16 protein-coding genes are annotated in these 16530 nt (G+C 58.9%); 8 read left to right on the forward strand and 8 right to left on the reverse strand.

What is annotated here, in order from left to right; translation table 11 throughout:
* Nucleotides 1–31 precede the first annotated feature (31 nt).
* From jag to rpmH, 5 genes are all read right to left on the reverse strand, one after another.
* Nucleotides 32–1153, reverse strand: a complete 1122-nt coding sequence (gene jag / locus ACKXGA_RS09685; protein ID WP_423729389.1) for an RNA-binding cell elongation regulator Jag/EloR — start codon at nucleotides 1151–1153, stop codon at nucleotides 32–34.
* A gap of 5 nt (nucleotides 1154–1158) precedes the next feature.
* A complete protein-coding gene (locus ACKXGA_RS09690) occupies nucleotides 1159–2241 on the reverse strand; it encodes a YidC/Oxa1 family membrane protein insertase (protein WP_117505974.1) in 1083 nt (360 codons plus the stop codon).
* Between the two features lie 262 nt (nucleotides 2242–2503).
* Nucleotides 2504–2803: a membrane protein insertion efficiency factor YidD gene (gene yidD, locus ACKXGA_RS09695; protein ID WP_423729390.1), complete on the reverse strand. Its 300-nt coding sequence runs from the start codon at nucleotides 2801–2803 to the stop codon at nucleotides 2504–2506.
* The gene (gene rnpA / locus ACKXGA_RS09700) at nucleotides 2800–3198 is read right to left on the reverse strand and encodes a ribonuclease P protein component (protein ID WP_035393239.1); all 399 of its coding nucleotides are present in this window, start codon (nucleotides 3196–3198) and stop codon (nucleotides 2800–2802) included. Before rnpA ends, yidD begins: the two co-directional genes overlap by 4 nt.
* A gap of 247 nt (nucleotides 3199–3445) precedes the next feature.
* Nucleotides 3446–3580, reverse strand: coding sequence for a 50S ribosomal protein L34 (gene rpmH / locus ACKXGA_RS09705; protein WP_005929142.1), 135 nt, complete (start codon nucleotides 3578–3580; stop codon nucleotides 3446–3448).
* Between the two features lie 386 nt (nucleotides 3581–3966).
* Here rpmH and dnaA point away from each other — a divergent pair, with 386 nt between their 5' ends.
* The 8 genes from dnaA (at nucleotide 3967) to ACKXGA_RS09745 (ending at nucleotide 14019) form a co-directional block, all read left to right on the forward strand.
* Entirely contained in the window at nucleotides 3967–5289 is a 1323-nt protein-coding gene (gene dnaA / locus ACKXGA_RS09710; protein WP_005929139.1) for a chromosomal replication initiator protein DnaA, read from the forward strand.
* 400 nt (nucleotides 5290–5689) lie between these two features.
* On the forward strand, nucleotides 5690–6796 hold the full coding sequence (gene dnaN, locus ACKXGA_RS09715) for a DNA polymerase III subunit beta (RefSeq protein ID WP_097773091.1): 1107 nt from the start codon (nucleotides 5690–5692) through the stop codon (nucleotides 6794–6796).
* 11 nt (nucleotides 6797–6807) lie between these two features.
* Entirely contained in the window at nucleotides 6808–7023 is a 216-nt protein-coding gene (locus tag ACKXGA_RS09720) for an RNA-binding S4 domain-containing protein (RefSeq protein ID WP_005929126.1), read from the forward strand.
* Nucleotides 7024–7026: 3 nt separating this feature from the next.
* Entirely contained in the window at nucleotides 7027–8148 is a 1122-nt protein-coding gene (gene recF / locus ACKXGA_RS09725; protein WP_097773090.1) for a DNA replication/repair protein RecF, read from the forward strand.
* An 87-nt stretch (nucleotides 8149–8235) separates the two neighbouring features.
* Nucleotides 8236–8487, forward strand: coding sequence for an extracellular matrix regulator RemB (gene remB / locus ACKXGA_RS09730; RefSeq protein WP_005929118.1), 252 nt, complete (start codon nucleotides 8236–8238; stop codon nucleotides 8485–8487).
* Nucleotides 8488–8543: 56 nt separating this feature from the next.
* Nucleotides 8544–10538: a DNA topoisomerase (ATP-hydrolyzing) subunit B gene (gene gyrB / locus ACKXGA_RS09735; RefSeq protein WP_117476648.1), complete on the forward strand. Its 1995-nt coding sequence runs from the start codon at nucleotides 8544–8546 to the stop codon at nucleotides 10536–10538.
* Between the two features lie 12 nt (nucleotides 10539–10550).
* Complete coding sequence (gene gyrA, locus ACKXGA_RS09740) at nucleotides 10551–13115, forward strand: DNA gyrase subunit A (RefSeq protein ID WP_097769893.1); 2565 nt, start codon at nucleotides 10551–10553, stop codon at nucleotides 13113–13115.
* Nucleotides 13116–13434: 319 nt separating this feature from the next.
* Nucleotides 13435–14019, forward strand: a complete 585-nt coding sequence (locus tag ACKXGA_RS09745; RefSeq protein ID WP_423729391.1) for a manganese efflux pump MntP family protein — start codon at nucleotides 13435–13437, stop codon at nucleotides 14017–14019.
* 82 nt (nucleotides 14020–14101) lie between these two features.
* On the opposite strand, the gene ACKXGA_RS09750 is transcribed toward ACKXGA_RS09745, so the two are convergent.
* The 3 genes from ACKXGA_RS09750 to ACKXGA_RS09760 all read right to left on the reverse strand — a co-directional run bounded on the left by ACKXGA_RS09750 (nucleotide 14102) and on the right by ACKXGA_RS09760 (nucleotide 16232).
* Nucleotides 14102–14782, reverse strand: coding sequence for a GntR family transcriptional regulator (locus ACKXGA_RS09750; RefSeq protein WP_423729392.1), 681 nt, complete (start codon nucleotides 14780–14782; stop codon nucleotides 14102–14104).
* Between the two features lie 197 nt (nucleotides 14783–14979).
* A complete protein-coding gene (locus ACKXGA_RS09755) occupies nucleotides 14980–15684 on the reverse strand; it encodes an RluA family pseudouridine synthase (protein WP_423729393.1) in 705 nt (234 codons plus the stop codon).
* Nucleotides 15681–16232 (reverse strand): NUDIX domain-containing protein, encoded by a 552-nt coding sequence (locus tag ACKXGA_RS09760; RefSeq protein WP_117505979.1) that lies wholly within the window; start codon nucleotides 16230–16232, stop codon nucleotides 15681–15683. The genes ACKXGA_RS09755 and ACKXGA_RS09760 overlap by 4 nt, the downstream gene beginning before the upstream one ends.
* Between the last annotated feature and the right edge of the window lie 298 nt (nucleotides 16233–16530).

A 16530-nucleotide genomic window follows, 5' to 3' on the forward strand; every position in this document is an offset into this window, starting at 1 on the left:
GGGGGCAGCATTGTGCAAAACTCAGCGGAGTTTACAGCTCGATCTTGCCAAAGCTGAAATCGGCAAAATCATCCACGCGCTCGGTGCGCTTGGGTGCCACGGGTGCGGCAGTTTCTGCGTCACGGGGAGCATAGGTGCGCTCGGGCACGCTGGAAGGACGAGGACCGCGGCTGCCTGCGGGACGGCCATTGCGGGGACCGCCATTCCGGGAGCTGCTGCCGCGTCCGCCGCGGAAGCCGCCATTGCGGTTGCCGCCGGGGCGGCGGCCATTGCCCCGCGGGCGGCGCTCGCCATAGGTGTTGTCGGTCTGGGCATCGGGAGCAGTGGAGTAGATGACCACACGGCGGTCACGGCCTTCCCCCTTGCTCTCGCTGCGCACACCCTCCATCTTGCCGATGGCAGAGTGGATGATGCGGCGCTCGTAGGGGTTCATGGGTTCCATGGCAAAGCTGCGGCCGGTCTTGCGCACCTTGTTGCCAATGCGCTGTGCCAGCACAGTCAGGTCATTCTCACGCTTGTCACGGTAGCCGGCCACATCCAGGCCCAGCTTGATGTAATCGCCTTCCAGACGGTTGGCCACCAGACTTGCCAGATAGGACAGGCTCTCCATGGTCTCGCCGCGGCGGCCGATCAGGGCACCCAGCTTCTCGCCATCCAGACGGATGATGGTGGCCTCGCCCTTCTGTACGGCGCTGAAGGTAACATTCTCCACGCCCATCAGGGCAATGACTTCCTTCAGGTAGTCCACAGCGGCCTTGACCTTGGCGTTCTCTTCGATGTTGATGGGAACTTCCGGCTCCTCACCCTCTGCGGCGGGGTCAGCAGTCTCCTCAACGGGAGCGGCCTCCTCTGCCACAGGGGCAGCGACAGGCTCTTCGGCCTTGGGTTCCTCAGCGGGAGTTTCCTCCACAACAGGCTTCACCTCAGGCTCCACCTTCTCCTCCACCACGGGAGCGGCCGGGGCATCGGGCTCTTCCACGCTCACACGCACCTTGGCGGGGGTGGTCTTCAGGCCCAGAAAACCGGTTTTCTGGGGCATTTCGAGCACTTCATAGCTCACATTCAGGTCGTCGGCCTGCACGCCCAGCAGGGCGCAGGCTTTTGCGCGGGCTTCATCGACCGTCTTGCCGGTCGCTTCCTGAGTACGGATCATAACCGTCAATCCTCCTTCTTGTTTTCCAGCTCGCTCAGCGGAACGGTGCGCTCGTCCTTATAGCGCTCCTCATCCAGCTTGCGGGCATACTCCAGGCGGCGCTTGTTCATTTCGCTGGCGGAGATATTTTTCTCCACGACCTCGCCGGTCTTTTCATCCGTGACCTTGATGGTGGTGCTCTTTACACCGCGCTTCTGCTCCTTCTTGCGGGCAGCCATCTCGGCGGCGACCTCTGCCTTCATCTTCTCAGGGTCGTAGATCTTCTTCATCAACAGGCTCTGCACGGTCATCAGGATGTTGGAAACAACATAGTACAGAGAGAAAGCGCTGGGCACGGTGAAGCAGAAGAAGACGTACATCAGCGGCATCATATACATGGTCAGCTTCATGCTGCCCTGCATCTCCTGGCCGCTGGCCTTCATGCTGATGTGGGTGGACAGGAACATGGTCACGATCGCCAGGACCGGGAGGATCAGCAGGGGCAGATTCTCTGCAGCCAGGCTGTACTGGGGCACACGGGTCAGGTCGATGCCAAAGAAATCCATGTGCTGGCCGAACTCGGTGATGGTAGCCACCTGATCCGGGGTGAAGCAGGAGGAAACGGTGCTCTCGCCTGCAATGACCTGTGCAATGATGTTGGTGTCGCGGGTCACGGTGGTAAAGCTGATGCCCATGGCAGTCAGGGCCTCACCTGCGGCGGTCAGGGCATCGGCACCAATGTGGAAGATGCGCTGCAGCGGGCGGTACACCACCTCGATAACACCGAACATGACCAGGAAGTTGACCAGCATGGGCATACAGCCTGCGGTGGGCTTGTAGCCCTGCTCCTGCAGCTTCATCAGCTCTTCCTGCTGCTTTTCGGGCTTGTCGCGGTACTTTTTCTGGATCTCGGCCACCATGGGCTGGAAAGCGCTCATGCGGGCCATACTCTTCTGCTGGTTGAGCTGGAGGGGGATCTTGATCACGGTGATGAGCAGGGTGAACAGGATGATGTCCCAGCCGTAGTTGGGGATCAGCTTGTAGATCCACTCCATTACATAGCCCAAGGGCCAGCCCAGGATGTACAAAGGATTCATAGTTTCGTCCATTCTGCCCCGCCTGTGGTGCGGGACGTTTAGATTTTTATGAGAAGGACACCCCGCCCACAGTGCGGAGCGTCACAAGAAGCATAAGAACGGATTAAACCTCTCAGTCAACGCCTGCGGCGTTGCCAGCTCCCCTAATAGGGGAGCCCTTGGCAAAACCGTCAACTGGATCGGGCTGCCAAAGCCTCCCCTACCAGGGGAGGTGGCATTGCGAAGCAATGACGGAGAGGTTGTACAAAGGAGCCGTGTATCATAAGCACGCTGCTTAACCGTGCCGCCCCCGGAACAGCTTTGCCGGGGACAGTCTCCGCTCCGGGTTCACCCAGCGGCCTTTGGGCGGCACCGGGTCAAAGCCCCACCGGCCAAGCGGATTGCACCGGGCGATGCGCCAGGCGGTGAGCAGCAAGCCCTTGATGCAGCCATGGGTCTGGATGGCTTCTATGCCATACTGGCTGCAGGTGGGGGTAAAGCGGCAGTTGCGGCCCAGCCCCGGGCTGATAAAGCGCTGGTAGAACCGGATGGGCACACAGAGCGCGTTCCGGCAGACGCGGGAGACGGGATTCACTGTTTTGCGGCCCGGTCTGCGGGCGGGACCGTGGCAGGGGGCTTTGCGCCCGGCTGCTTTGCCTTGTCGGGCAGGCCAGCCTGGGCAAAGAGCCTGGCCACCACTTCGCTGAGCTGCCAGCTCTTCAGGCGGGGGGTCATGCCCCGGGCCACGAACACCAGATCATAGCCGCCGATGTTCTGATCCAGATGCTCATCAATGGCAGCCTTCATCACGCGGCGGGCGCGGTTGCGTTGGACGGCATGGCCGATTTTTTTGGTGGCTGTCAGGCCCACGCGGGTCTTTTTGCCGCGGGTCTTGAGCACATACAGCACCAGCGCCGGGTTCACATAGGACTTGCCGCGGGCATACACGCGGCCAAACTCGCTGTTGCGGCGGATGGGACGATAGCGCACTGCTCCGTCGCCTCCTTTTCGGTTAAAAAATCGCAGAACTTCCCTAAAGGCAAAGTTCAAAATTCAGTATAGCAAAAAAACGCCGACATGAAAAGGCTGTCCGGGCGTTTTTTGTGCCAAATCTTTTGCCAAATTTTTAGTCATTCCGCGCGCAGAACGTCCAAAATAAGAAAAAGACCGCCAATTCAGGATCAGCAGTCTTTTGTGCGCATGTTCAATTCTGCGCCGGATCCCTGGCAAAGCGGGATCAGACGGTCAGGCTCTTGCGGCCCTTAGCACGGCGAGCATTGATGACCTTGCGGCCGTTCTTGGTGCTCATGCGGGTCAGAAAGCCATGAACTTCCTTGCGATGACGCTTCTTGGGCTGAAAAGTTCTCTTCATGGTTGTATCCTCCGTAAAAACTCGTCCCCGGTAATGGGGTATTTCTGGTCCCAAATTGGGGACAGGCTTGCAATTCAACAGTATATCGCACACTATCCCCTTCTGTCAAGCGTTTTTTTCACTTTCCAGCAAACTTTTTTCAAATTTCTTTGTGAAAAAGCTTTCAACTTTTTCACCGGTTCTCCGTGGAAAACTTTTCTTCCACCATATCTTGTGGCCAAAAACCGCCTTGGACACAAGAGCCGTGAGGGCACGATGGAGCGTCTTTTCTTATGTATTATAAATTACATTATAGAATATAGACGCAGGGAGATTTTTGTGGTATACTAACGGGGTATCAGCAGCATTGTTGAAAACTTCGACCAATTCAATGGAGTGGATGTTTTATGGATTCTTTCAAGGACGTTTTAGAGGCCGCCCAGGCATACTGCAAAACGCAGATGGCCGAGCCGACCTATAATCTCTACATCGACGGACTTGAGCCCATCAGCTTTGAGGACTCGAGCCATATCACCCTGTCGGTGCGCAATGATTTCATCTGCAAGATCGTCACCGACCGCTACCTCGGCCTGCTGAAAGAGGCCTTTAAGACCGTGCTGGGCTTTGACGTGGACATCACGCTGGTGGTGCCCAGCACCCCGCCCCATGAGGTGGTGCTGGCCCAGCAGTACGAGGCAAACCCCGCCTCACCCCAGGGCAATTACGAGTTCACCTTCGAGAACTTCATCAAGGGTCCCTCCAACCAGTTTGCGTTTGCTGCGGCGCAGGCGGTTGCGGCCAACCCCTCCGGAGCCTATAACCCGCTGTTCATCTACGGCGGCTCCGGTCTGGGCAAGACCCATCTGCTCACGGCCATCCAGACCGAGATCAAGCGCACCCACCCCGATTTTGTTATCATGTACGTTACCTGCGAGCAGTTCACCAACGAGCTGATCGCCGCCATCCGCGCCGGCAGCACCGAGGACTTCCGGATGAAGTACCGCGTGGCCGACCTGCTGCTGGTGGACGATATCCAGTTCATCGCCGGCAAGGAATCCACCCAGGAGGAGTTTTTCCACACCTTCAACTCCCTGCACGATGCCCACAAGCAGATTGTGATCGCCTCTGATCGCCCGGCCAAGGAGATCAAGAGCCTGGAAGAGCGCCTGCGCACCCGCTTTGAGTGGGGCCTGACCGCCGATGTCCAGCCGCCTGATTTCGAGACCCGCGTGGCCATCGTCAAGCGCAAGGCCGAGCTGCTCCACCTGGATCTGCCCGAGGATGTGGCGGAATTCATCGCCAACCACCTGAAAAACAACATCCGCCAGCTGGAGGGCGCAGTGAAAAAGCTGAACGCCTACTACATGCTGGAGGGCATCCAGCCTGTCATCAGCGTGGCACAGAATGCCATCAAGGACATTCTCAACGAGACCCAGCCCGTGCCCGTGACCATCGAGAAGATCGTGGGCGAGGTCTCCCGCACCTTCAACGTCTCCCCTGCCGACATCCGGGGCACCAAGCGGAACGCCAACGTTGCATCCGCCCGCCGCGTGGCGATCTATATCCTGCGCGAAGTCACCGGCATGAGCATGGAGGAGATCGGCCGGGAGTTCTCTGGCCGTGACCACTCCACCATCGTCTACTCCCTCAAGACCATGGAGCGGGACATGAAGAATGACCAGCACCTGCGTGAAACCGTCAGCGACATCATCAAGAACGTCAAGGCCTGACGGGAAAACAGGGGAAAAAGTCATACTCTCACAGGGGGTAAAACCCCAAATATGGGGAGAAATGCAGGGAAATCCGGGAAAACAGAACAAGATATTGTGTTCAGACGACAAAGTTCTCCACTCTTTCCACCGAGTTTTCAACATTCAACTTCTGTTTTGCACACCCGCCGTGGAAAGAAAAGCAGCTCCAGCCCTTTCCACAAGCCTTTCACACTGCATTCACAATCCGGTGGAAAACCACGGAGCCGCACCATTCCACACATTTTCCGACTTTTCCACATCTTCCCCAGCCCCTACTACGAATACTACAACAAGTTCAATATAGATTTGAAGGTTTTGTCCCTGTTTTATGGGAGAAAGAACCTCAAAACTTGAATCCAAAATAAGGAGAGACGCGCAATTGAACATCATCTGCGATAAGACCCTGCTGAGTGCAGCCATTGACGGCGTTTCCAAAGCTGTTACCCTGCGCTCCACCATCCCGGTACTGGAGGGTATCCTGCTGAAAGCCGAAGGCTTCCAGCTCACCCTGACCGGCTACGACCTGGAAATGGGCATCGTGACCACCATTGATGCCAATGTCAAAGAGCCCGGCGAAGTGGTGCTGAACGCCAAGCTGCTCAGCAGCATGGTCAGTCGGATGCCTTCCGGCCAGATCAACATCCAATCTGCCGAAAACGGAAAAACCACCATCCAGAGCGGTGTAGCACAGTTCGAAATCCAGTCCATGAACCCCACCGATTTCCCCGAGCTGCCCAACACCGGTGCCGAGGAGACCCTGAACATCAAGACCGGCGTGCTCCGTGATATGATCGAGCGCACTCTGTACGCCGTCAGTCAGGATGAGAAAAAACCTGCACATACCGGTGAATTATTTGAAATCTCGCCGGATAAGTTGACCGTTGTTGCGCTGGACGGCTACCGCCTGGCCATTGTGGAGCGTCCGGTGGAAGCCATAAAGGAGATCCGCATCATCGTGCCCAGCAAGACCATGAACGAGGTCTCCCACCTGCTGGCCAACGACGACGAGGAGACCGTGCACATCTCCGCCAACCGCCGCTATGTGGTGTTCACCACTGCCGGTTACACCATTATGAGCCGCCTGATCGAGGGCGAATTCCTCAACTACCACAACGTGATCCCCAATGGCAGCCGCACCAGCGTGGTTCTGGACACCAAGGAGTTCATCGAGACCATCGAACGCGCCTCCCTGATCATTACAGAGCGTTTAAAAAATCCCCTCCGCATCAGTTTTACAGAGGGTAAAGTGGTGGTCCGCTGCCAGACCAATCTGGGCCGCGTGGTGGATGAATTCAACGCGCAGTGCGAGGGCGATGAGGTGGAGATCGGTTTCAACAACCGCTATCTGCTGGATGCCCTGCGCAACGCCCGCACCGAGCAGGTCAAGCTGGAGATCAGCGGCCCGCTGAGCCCGGTCAAGGTCCTGCCTACCGAGGGCAGCGACTTTTTGTATCTGGTCCTGCCTGTCCGCTTCAAGAATGATTGAGAGGCATAAAAATGCAAAAAATTCTCATCCATACGGAATTTATCAAGCTGGATGCCCTGCTGAAATATGCAGGCCTGTGTGAGACCGGCGGCGAAGCCAAGGAGCTGGTGCAGGGCGGTGCTGTCAAGGTGAACGGTGAGGTCTGCACCATGCGGGGCAAAAAGTGCCGTGCCGGGGATGTCGTCGAGTTGGACGGCCAGACCGTGGAAGTGGGACAGGGCCAGTAAACCATGCGCCTGCTTTCCTTAGAAGTAACGAATTACCGCAATATCGCATCGGCAAGCCTGACCCCGGGCCGGGAGCTGACCGTGATCTGCGGCAACAACGGCCAGGGCAAGACCAACCTGCTGGAGGCCATCTGGCTGCTGACCGGCGGCAAGAGCTTCCGGGGCGGCAAGGATGCAGAGCTGGTGCGGCGGGGTGAGCCTTTTGCCGTGCTGGAAGCCTCCACACTCCGGGCGCAGCAGGAAGAACAGGAGCCTGACGAGCCGAACCGTGTCCGGCTGACGGTGGGCACTCCGGATTCCCAGCGGCCCGGGCGGTACGCCTCGGTGAACGGGGCAGCCCCCAGGCGGGCGGCAGGGCTTGCCGGCAGTTTTCCGGCTGTCGTGTTCGACCCCGGCCACCTGAGCCTGGTCAAGGGAGCACCCGAGGGGCGGCGCAAATTTCTGGATGCCGCCCTCTGTCAGCTCTACCCCGGCTACCTGACCGTGTACCGCCGCTATCTGCGGGCCCTGCAGCAGAAAAACGCGCTGCTGCGCCGCTCCCCTGCCGGGCAGGAACGTCCCTACGCCGAAAAAATGGCCCTGCTCGAGGTGCTGAACACCGAGCTTGCCGCGCAGGGGGAAGCCATCCAGCAGCGGCGGCGGGCCTACCTGGAACGGCTGGCCCCGCTGGCCTGTGCCAATTACGAGGAGCTTTCCCATGGGGCGGAGCGGATGGAGCTGCGGTATGCCGCCCAGTTTGAGCCGGGGGGGCTGGCAGCCCTGCTCAAAGCCCGCCAGAATGAGGAAGTCCGGGCCGGGCAGAGCCTGTGCGGCCCCCACCGGGAAGATCTGGAACTGCTGCTGGACGGCCAGCCCGCCAGAGTGTTTGCCAGCCAGGGGCAGCAGCGCAGCGTGGTGCTCAGCCTGAAAATGGCCGAAGCCGCCGCCGCTGCCGCCATCACCGGCGAGCACCCCGTCCTCTTGCTGGACGACGTGCTCAGTGAGCTGGATGATGGCCGCAAGCAGTATCTGCTGACCCGGATGCGGGAAAAGCAGACCTTCGTTACCAGCTGTGACGATACGGCCTTCCTGAAAACGGATGGCGAGGTCTACCGCATGAACGGCGGTGTCCTGAGCAGAATCTGAAATGGAGAAATGTTGCATCACTACATTGCATAGAATGCGGGAAATGCGACAGAATATGCAGTCTGCATCTGCGGGAGAATATACGCAATGTATATCCATCTGGGCCGGGACTATGTCCTGAATGACCGTGATATCATCGGCATCTTCAATCTGGAGACCACCACCGTCTCCCCCCGGGGGCGGGAATTTCTCAACTATGCCCAGAAGAATGGGGCCGTGGTCAGCCTTTCGGATGACCTGCCCCAGTGTTATGTTCTGGCCGATGCCCCTGTGGACACCGTTTATCTTTCGGAGCTGTCCAGCGCGGCCATGAAGCGGCGCACCGAAATGTCGTTCTGAAAAAATCAACAACGATCCAATCGATTGAAAAAATATCAAGTAAAGGGAGAAAGGATATGGCAGAGGAAATCATCACCAGCACCAATGTGGAAACCGCGACCGACCATGAGTATAATGCCAGCGAGATCCAGGTCCTGAAGGGTCTGGAGGCCGTGCGCAAGCGTCCCGGCATGTATATCGGCTCCACCGGTGAGCGGGGCCTGCATCATCTGGTCTACGAGATCGTGGACAACGCCATTGATGAAGCGCTGGCCGGCTACTGCAACCACATTGAGGTCAAGATCTTAAAGGATAACATCATTCAGGTCACCGACAACGGCCGCGGTATCCCCGTGGATATCCAGGCCGATACCGGTCTGCCCGCCGTCACCGTCGTTTATACCATCCTCCACGCAGGCGGTAAGTTCGGCGGCGAGAACTCCGGCTACAAGGTGGCCGGCGGTCTGCACGGTGTCGGCGCATCCGTGGTCAACGCCTGCTCTGAGTGGCTGAGGGTCAATGTCCGCCGCGATGGCCATGAATACGAGCAGACCTTCCGCCGCGGCGACCCGGACGGCCCCCTGAAGTGTCTGGGCACAGTGGCCGAGGGGGTCACCGGCACCCGCGTTACCTTCAAGCCCGACCCTGAGATGTTCAAGGACACCACCGTCTATAACTTCGAGACGCTGGAAAAGCGCCTGCGCGAGGAGAGCTTCCTGAACGCCGGTGTCAAGATCACCCTGACCGATGAGCGGGAGCTCTACACCCCCGTTCTGGAGGATGGCCAGGAGGGCGACCCCTGCTACCGCACCGAGGTCATGTGCTATGAGGGCGGCATCAAGAGCTTTGTCACCTATCTGGGCGAAAAGCGCAATCTGGAGGTGCTCCACCCCAATGTCATCTACCTCAAGGGCCAGACCGAGCGGGGCATGGCCGAGATCGCGCTGCAGTATAATTCCAGCTACAACGAGCTGCTGCTGAGCTTTGCCAACAACGTCAACACCCCGGACGGCGGCACCCATGAAGAGGGCTTCCGCACCAGCCTGACCCGTGTGTTCAACGATTACGGCCGCAGTCACGGCCTGCTGAAGGATAAGGACGAGAACCTTTCCGGCTCCGATGTCCGCGAGGGCCTCATCTGTGTCATTTCCGTCAAGCTGCAGGAGGCAGAGTTCGAGGGCCAGACCAAGGCAAAGCTGGGCAATACCGAGATCCGCACCCTTGTTTCCAACATGGTGTACACCAAGCTGATGGAGTTCTTTGAGGAGAACCCCGGCGTGGCAAAGGCCATTTTTGAAAAGGCCACCCAGGCAGCCCGCGCCCGCGCCGCCGCCAAAAAGGCCCGGGAGCTGGTGCGCCGCAAGAGCGCGCTGGAGACCAGCCGGATGCCCGGCAAGCTGGCCGACTGCCGTGAAAAAGACCCCACCCGCACCGAGATCTTCATCGTCGAGGGTGACTCTGCAGGCGGCTCCGCCAAGATGGGCCGTGACTCCGCCATTCAGGCCATCCTCCCCCTGTGGGGCAAGATGCTGAACGTGGAAAAGGCCCGCGCGGACCGCATCTACGGCAACGATAAGCTGATGCCCGTGGTGCTGGCTCTGGGCTGCGGCATCGGCGAGGAATTCGATATCTCCAAGCTGCGGTATGATAAAGTGTTCATCATGGCCGATGCCGATGTTGATGGTTCTCACATCTGCACCCTGATGCTGACCTTCTTCTTCCGCTATATGCGCCCCCTCATCGAGCAGGGCCATGTCTATGTCGCCCAGCCGCCCCTGTTCAAGGTGCAGAAGGGCAACACCATCAAGTACGCCTACAACGATGCTGAAATGGCCATCCTCTCGCAGGAGATGCCCGGCGCAAAGGTCAACCGCTATAAGGGCCTTGGTGAGATGAACCCCGAACAGCTGTGGGAGACCACCATGAACCCCGATAACCGCGTCATCGTTCAGATCACCATTGAGGATGCCGAGAAGGCCGATGAAGCCTTTACCATCCTGATGGGCGACCAGGTGGAGCCCCGCCGCCGCTTTATCGAGACCAACGCCCAGTACGCGAAGCTGGATGTGTAATTGGAGGAAACAATGGAAGAAGATTATGTGATGATACCGGGCAGCGGTACCAAAAAGATCATCCGCGATGTCAAGAAGGAGATCGAGACCGCGTTCCTGGACTACTCCATGTCAGTCATCGTGTCACGCGCCCTGCCCGATGTGCGGGACGGCCTGAAGCCTGTCCACCGCCGTATCCTGTACACTATGCATGAGCGCGGCAACGACCCCAGCCATGCATACCGCAAATCCGCCGACACCGTTGGTGCGGTGCTGGGCTCCTACCACCCCCACGGCGACGCATCCGTTTACGATGCCATGGTCCGTCTGGCACAGGATTTCTCCCTGCGCTACCCGCTGGTGGATGGTCAGGGTAACTTTGGTTCTGTGGACGGCGACCCCCCGGCTGCTTACCGTTACACCGAGGCCCGCATGAGCCGTATGGCCGTGGAGATGCTGACCGATATCGACAAGGATACCATCGACTGGGACCCCAACTTTGATGAGACCAAGAAGGAGCCCAGCGTTCTGCCCTGCCGTTTCCCGAACCTGCTGGTCAACGGCAGTCAGGGCATTGCCGTTGGTATGGCCACCAACATTCCGCCCCACAACCTGAGTGAGGTCATTGACGGCTGTGTGGCCTATATCGAGGACCCGGACATCGACCTGCCCGGCCTGATGGAGCACATCAAGGGCCCCGATTTCCCCACCGCCGGCATCATCATGGGCCGCAGCGGCATCCGTGCTGCCTATGCCACCGGCCGCGGCAAGATCACCCTGCGCGGCCGCGCCACCATTGAGGAAAAGAAGAATGGCCGCGCCCAGATCATCGTGACCGAGATCCCCTACATGGTCAACAAGGCACGCCTCATTGAGAACATTGCCGATCTGGTCAAGGAAAAGCGGATCGAGGGCATCAGTGACCTGAACGATGAGACCAACCGCAAGGGAATGCGCATCGTCATTGACGTGCGCAAGGATGCCAACCCCCAGGTCGTCCTGAATCAGCTGTACCAGTACACCCAGCTGCAGGATACCGTGGGTGTCATCATGCTGGCCATCGACCACAAGGTGCCCAAGGTGATGACCCTGAAGCAGATGATCCAGAAGTATGTGGAGTTCCAGGACGAGGTGGTGCGCCGCCGCACCCAGTATGACCTGAAAAAGGCCCGGGAACGCGCCCACATTCTGGAAGGCCTGAAGAAGGCCACCGACATTGTGGATGAGCTGATCGCCACCATCCGTGCCTGCAAGGGAGGCATGAGCGAGGCCAAGGCTGCCATCATGGAGCAGTTCGGCTTTGATGACCCGCAGGCAGATGCCATCGTCAAACTGCAGCTGGGCCGTCTGGCTGGTCTGGAGATCCTGAAGATCGAGGAAGAGCTGGGCTCCCTGAACGCCAAGATCCGGGATTGGGAAGAGATCCTGGCCGATGATGCCCGCGTGCTCGAAATCGTCAAGAGCGAGCTGCTGGAAATGAAGCGCCGCTTCGGCGATGACCGCCGCACCGAGATCGAGACCGTGACCGGCGAGGTGGATATCGAGGATCTGATCGCTGAAGAGCAGTGCGTTTATACCCTGACCGAGGCCGGTTATATCAAGCGCCAGCTCAAGGCCACTTATCAGGCCCAGAAGCGCGGCGGCCGCGGCATTTCCGGCATGACCCGCAAGGAAGAGGACATCGTGCAGGAGATGTTCGTGGGCTCCACCCATGATTATGTCCTGTTCGTTACCGATAAGGGCCGCCTGTTCCGCATCAAGGGCTACACCATCGCCGAGGGCAGCCGCACCAGCAAGGGTACCAACATCGTGAACCTGCTGCAGCTGGCCGAGGGCGAAAAAGTCACCAATATGCTCTGCCAGAGCAAGGATACGGCCAATGAGGGCGGTTTTGTAACCATGGTCACAAAGCAGGGCCTCATCAAGCGTACTCCGCTGGAGCAGTACGCCAACATCCGCAAGAGCGGTCTGATCGGCATTGCCCTGAACGAGGGGGATGCGCTGGCCTGGACAAGACTGACCTCCGGCCACGATATGCTCATCGTTGCCACCCGCAACGGCCAGGCCATCCGCTTCAATGAGGAGGATGCCCGTCCCATGGGCCGCAGCGGCCACGGCGTGCGCGCCATCAAGCTGGCCGAGGGCGACGAGGTCGTGGGTGTCTGCATCTGCCGTGAGAACGCCACCATCCTGACCGTGACTGAGAACGGCAAGGGCCGCCGGTCCGACATCGACACCTACCGCATCACCGCCCGCGGCGGCAAGGGCATCCGCAACTACGATGCCTCCAAGGACAAGGTCGCCGCGGTCAAGATCGTGGACGATGTGGATGACGTGCTGCTGAGCAGCCAGGAGGGCATCATCATCCGCCTGCACGCCAATGAGATCCCGGTACAGAGCCGCTACGGCTCCGGTGTCCGCGTCATGCGTCTGGGCGAGAATGATAAGGTCATGGTCCTGGCCCGTACCGACCACGACGATGAAGCCCAGACCGAGACGGTAGAGGCTGAGGAGGGCGATGAGCCCACCGCAGAGCAGCTGGCCGCCATGGAAGCAGCCGATGAGGCATCTGCCTCCGAGGCACCGTCTGAGGATTGAGCCTCTCCTGCCAAAGAAAATGGAAAAGTTAGCCTAGACTTCTATCGGAAAATATGATAGACTAGCGAAACGATCACAAAATCCCATGGGGGAGTAGCAGGCGCTGTTTGCAGACGGCGCAGCAAGTCAACACAATGACAGCACTGCTGTCTGGCTTGCTTTCATTTGCGAGACTCATGTGTTATGGTGCGGAGTACCACGCCCAACACATGGAGTTCATTTGTAAAAAATGACCCGAGACCGGACGTGCACGCGCGCCGATCTCGGGTTTTGTTTTTGCCGCACCGTAATTTTGGTCAGATTCAGGAGGCATTCAGTTATGGAATGGAGTTTTTTGTTTTTTCTCAACAGTGCACTGCTGGGCGTGGGCCTTGCCATGGACGCGTTTTCGGTCTCGATGGCAAATGGTCTGCATGATCCCGGCATGTCCCGAAAGAGGATGTGCATCATTGCAGGCACCTTTGGCGTGTTTCAGGCCGTGATGCCCATGACAGGCTGGGTCTGCGTCCATACCATCGTGGAGATGTTCTCCTCCTTTGAAACATTCATCCCCTGGATCGCCCTTGCCCTGCTGGGCTATATCGGCGGCAAGATGCTGATCGAGGGCATCCGGGGCGAGGAAACCGAGGAAGCCGCCGCGCTGAGTGCCGGTGCCCTCTTCATGCAGGGCGTGGCCACCAGCATCGATGCCCTCTCGGTCGGCTTTACCATTGCGGAGTATGGCTGGCTGATGGCGCTGGCAGCTTCCGGCATCATTGCCGTCGTCACCTTCTTCCTCTGCATGGCGGGCCTGCGCATCGGCAAAAAGTTCGGCACCAGGCTCTCCGGCAAGGCCTCTGTTCTGGGCGGTATCATCCTCATCGGCATTGGGCTGGAGATCTTCATCTCCGGCGTGTTCTTCTGAAAAAGGGGCAAAGAAAACCGGCACAGCGTCAGGCAGGCGCTGTGCCGGTTTTGTTCCCCGTGGAACATTTTTTAAGGGTGAATTATTTTTCCGGCTCGAAGTAGTCGGCATATTCCCCGGTGAGCTTAGAGCCCAGCCGCCGGATGCCGCCGTAGAGGTGGCGCTCCACCAGCGGCTCAAAGGCGGCAAGATCACACCGCTCAATGGCGGCAATGATGTTCTGGTGGTCGGCGATCACCTCGTCCAGCCCGCCGCTGGTCATGGTGTCCAGCATCCGGAAGCGGCTGTAATCGGCGTGGGCGTTCTGTAAGGTGCGCCAGAGATACATTTTTCCCATGGAGGCAAACCATGTCTCGTGGAGCAGGCGGTCTGCCTCATAGAGCTTGTTGTAGTCGATCTCTTCGGCACGGGCCAGCGCGGCGTAGGCATCGGCCTGCCGCCGGATGAGTGCCCGCTGCTCCGGTGTGCACTTGGGCGAGAAGTCCCGCAGGACGCGGGCTTCCACAGCGGTGCGCTCGTAGATGAGCTCATCCACGATCTCCCGGTTCAGCCGGGTCACAGTGGTACCCTTGTAGGGCACGATCTTCACCAGCCCATTTTCCTGCAGCCGCTGCAGCACCACCCGGATCATGGAACGCGGTGCCCCAAAGCGGGCACAGAGCGGGTTCTCGCTCAGCGAACTGCCCGGCCGCAGGGTCAGGTCGATGATCTCCCGCTCCAGTACCGCGTAAATTTCAGCGTCGGTCTTGTATTGCTGTTCCATATCACTCACCTAGTTGAAATGATTATTCCTTTAGCGGGCTCGCCCTCTCAGTCATCGCTACGCGATGCCAGCTCCCCCAAAGTGGGAGCCCTTGGCAGTCCACGCAAACTTCATCTTTTTGCCAAGGCCTCTCCCTTTGGGAGAGGTGTCACCGCAGGTGACGGAGAGGGCGAGGATGTTGACCATGTGCAACAGCCTTATTCCAAAAACTCCTTCCACGGTGCGACGGCGGGCAGGGGCAGAGAAAAGGCCATGGGCTTGCCGGTCTCCGGGTGGACGAACTGCAGCCCTGCGCTCTGCAAGGCAATGTCCCCCTTGAACCGGCTGCCATATTTGCCGTCTCCGTAAAGCGGGTGCTTCCGGGAGGCAAACTGCACCCGGATCTGATGTGTCCGCCCGGTGTGGAGCGTGATCTCCGCAAGGCTCAGGGAACCGTCCGGTGCCGTCTCTACGATGCAGTATTCCAGCACGGCTTCCCGCACCCCCTTGCGGGGGCGCTTTACCGGAAAGACCCGGCCTTTCCGGCTGTCCTTGAACAGGTAGTCCCGCAGGATGCCCTCGGGCGGCAGCGCTTCGTCCGGCCCGCCTGCGATCACGGCCCGGTACGTTTTGCGAAAGCAGGGCTGTGCCGGTGCACCGGGGCCTGCCTCTGCCCTGCCATCCAGAATGGCATAAGCCTGCTGGCTCTCCGTCACCTGCTTTGTCAGAGCCGCTGCGGCTCCGGGTGTTCTGGCATAGACCATCAGCCCCGAAACACCGGTGTCCAGCCGGTGGATGACCCCAACGTATGCATCCGGCCTGCCCCACCGCTGGCGCAGGGCAGCGGGCACGCCCTCCTCGCTGGTCAGCCCAGCGGACTTGTCCAGCACCACAAGGGCAGTATCTTCGTAGAGAATGTTCACAGCTTGCCCTCGTCCAACAGGGCCTTGAGCTTGAGCACGCCTGCAATGGTCTTGCCGTCCTTGATCTCGCCGCGCATCACCATCTCATAGGCCTGGGTCAGCGGTACCCGGTCAGGGGTCAGGAACTCGTCCGCATCCAGATGCATCCGGGTCTCGTGCAGACCGGTGGCCACCCAGGTGTAGATGATCTCGGTATCATAGCCCACAGTGGGGTAGAACTCGCCCAGGGAGGTGTACTTGTCGGCGGTCAGGCCGCACTCCTCCTCCAGCTCCCGCTTGGCGGCTTCAAAGGGGTCCTCCCCTTTTTCCAGCTTGCCGGCGGGCAGCTCCCACAGCTCCTGCTGCATGGCGTAGCGGAACTGGCGCACCATGCAGATGGTGCCGTCCTCAAAGTAGGGCACGATGCAGGCCCCGCCGTGGTGGTGGACCACCTCGCGGGTGGCGGTCTTTCCATTTTCCAAAAGGGCGGTATCTTTGGTCAGGGTGACCACCCGGCCCTCGAACAGCACCTCACTTGTGAGCATCTTTTCAAAATGTGCAGCGTCCATCGTATTTGCGTCCTTTCCAGATGATAATGATGCTGGTTCAAGTTTACGGCAACAAAGCGCCGGTTGTCAATTCAAAATTGGGGATAAATTAAGAAAAATACAGCAAAAAAGCCGGATTCTTAATAATCTGTCAAGTTAGATGCAACAAAAAACACAAGCGTAAAAAAGCACCAAAAAATTTCTTGAAATTTTGTTGCGTTTTGCCAGTGGGTTTGCATTTACTTTGAAGGCGGAATTTGCTAATATAATATATGAGCAATAGTGCCTTTTGGGGTTCTCCGGCCCCAGCGGGGCGCGA

Origin of the sequence: Faecalibacterium hominis (ex Afrizal et al. 2022) (genome assembly GCF_049545105.1) — a bacterium.
GTDB lineage: Bacteria > Bacillota > Clostridia > Oscillospirales > Ruminococcaceae > Faecalibacterium > Faecalibacterium duncaniae.

Excerpts from the sequence above, each read along its gene's own strand:
- jag (WP_423729389.1), bottom strand. The coding sequence starts at position 1,153 with ATGATCCGTACTCAGGAAGCGACCGGCAAGACGGTCGATGAAGCCCGC.
- ACKXGA_RS09690 (WP_117505974.1), bottom strand. The coding sequence starts at position 2,241 with ATGGACGAAACTATGAATCCTTTGTACATCCTGGGCTGGCCCTTGGGC.
- rpmH (WP_005929142.1), bottom strand. The coding sequence starts at position 3,580 with ATGAAGAGAACTTTTCAGCCCAAGAAGCGTCATCGCAAGGAAGTTCAT.
- dnaA (WP_005929139.1), top strand. The coding sequence starts at position 3,967 with ATGGATTCTTTCAAGGACGTTTTAGAGGCCGCCCAGGCATACTGCAAA.
- ACKXGA_RS09720 (WP_005929126.1), top strand. The coding sequence starts at position 6,808 with ATGCAAAAAATTCTCATCCATACGGAATTTATCAAGCTGGATGCCCTG.
- recF (WP_097773090.1), top strand. The coding sequence starts at position 7,027 with ATGCGCCTGCTTTCCTTAGAAGTAACGAATTACCGCAATATCGCATCG.
- remB (WP_005929118.1), top strand. The coding sequence starts at position 8,236 with ATGTATATCCATCTGGGCCGGGACTATGTCCTGAATGACCGTGATATC.
- gyrB (WP_117476648.1), top strand. The coding sequence starts at position 8,544 with ATGGCAGAGGAAATCATCACCAGCACCAATGTGGAAACCGCGACCGAC.
- gyrA (WP_097769893.1), top strand. The coding sequence starts at position 10,551 with ATGGAAGAAGATTATGTGATGATACCGGGCAGCGGTACCAAAAAGATC.
- ACKXGA_RS09745 (WP_423729391.1), top strand. The coding sequence starts at position 13,435 with ATGGAATGGAGTTTTTTGTTTTTTCTCAACAGTGCACTGCTGGGCGTG.
- ACKXGA_RS09750 (WP_423729392.1), bottom strand. The coding sequence starts at position 14,782 with ATGGAACAGCAATACAAGACCGACGCTGAAATTTACGCGGTACTGGAG.
- ACKXGA_RS09760 (WP_117505979.1), bottom strand. The coding sequence starts at position 16,232 with ATGGACGCTGCACATTTTGAAAAGATGCTCACAAGTGAGGTGCTGTTC.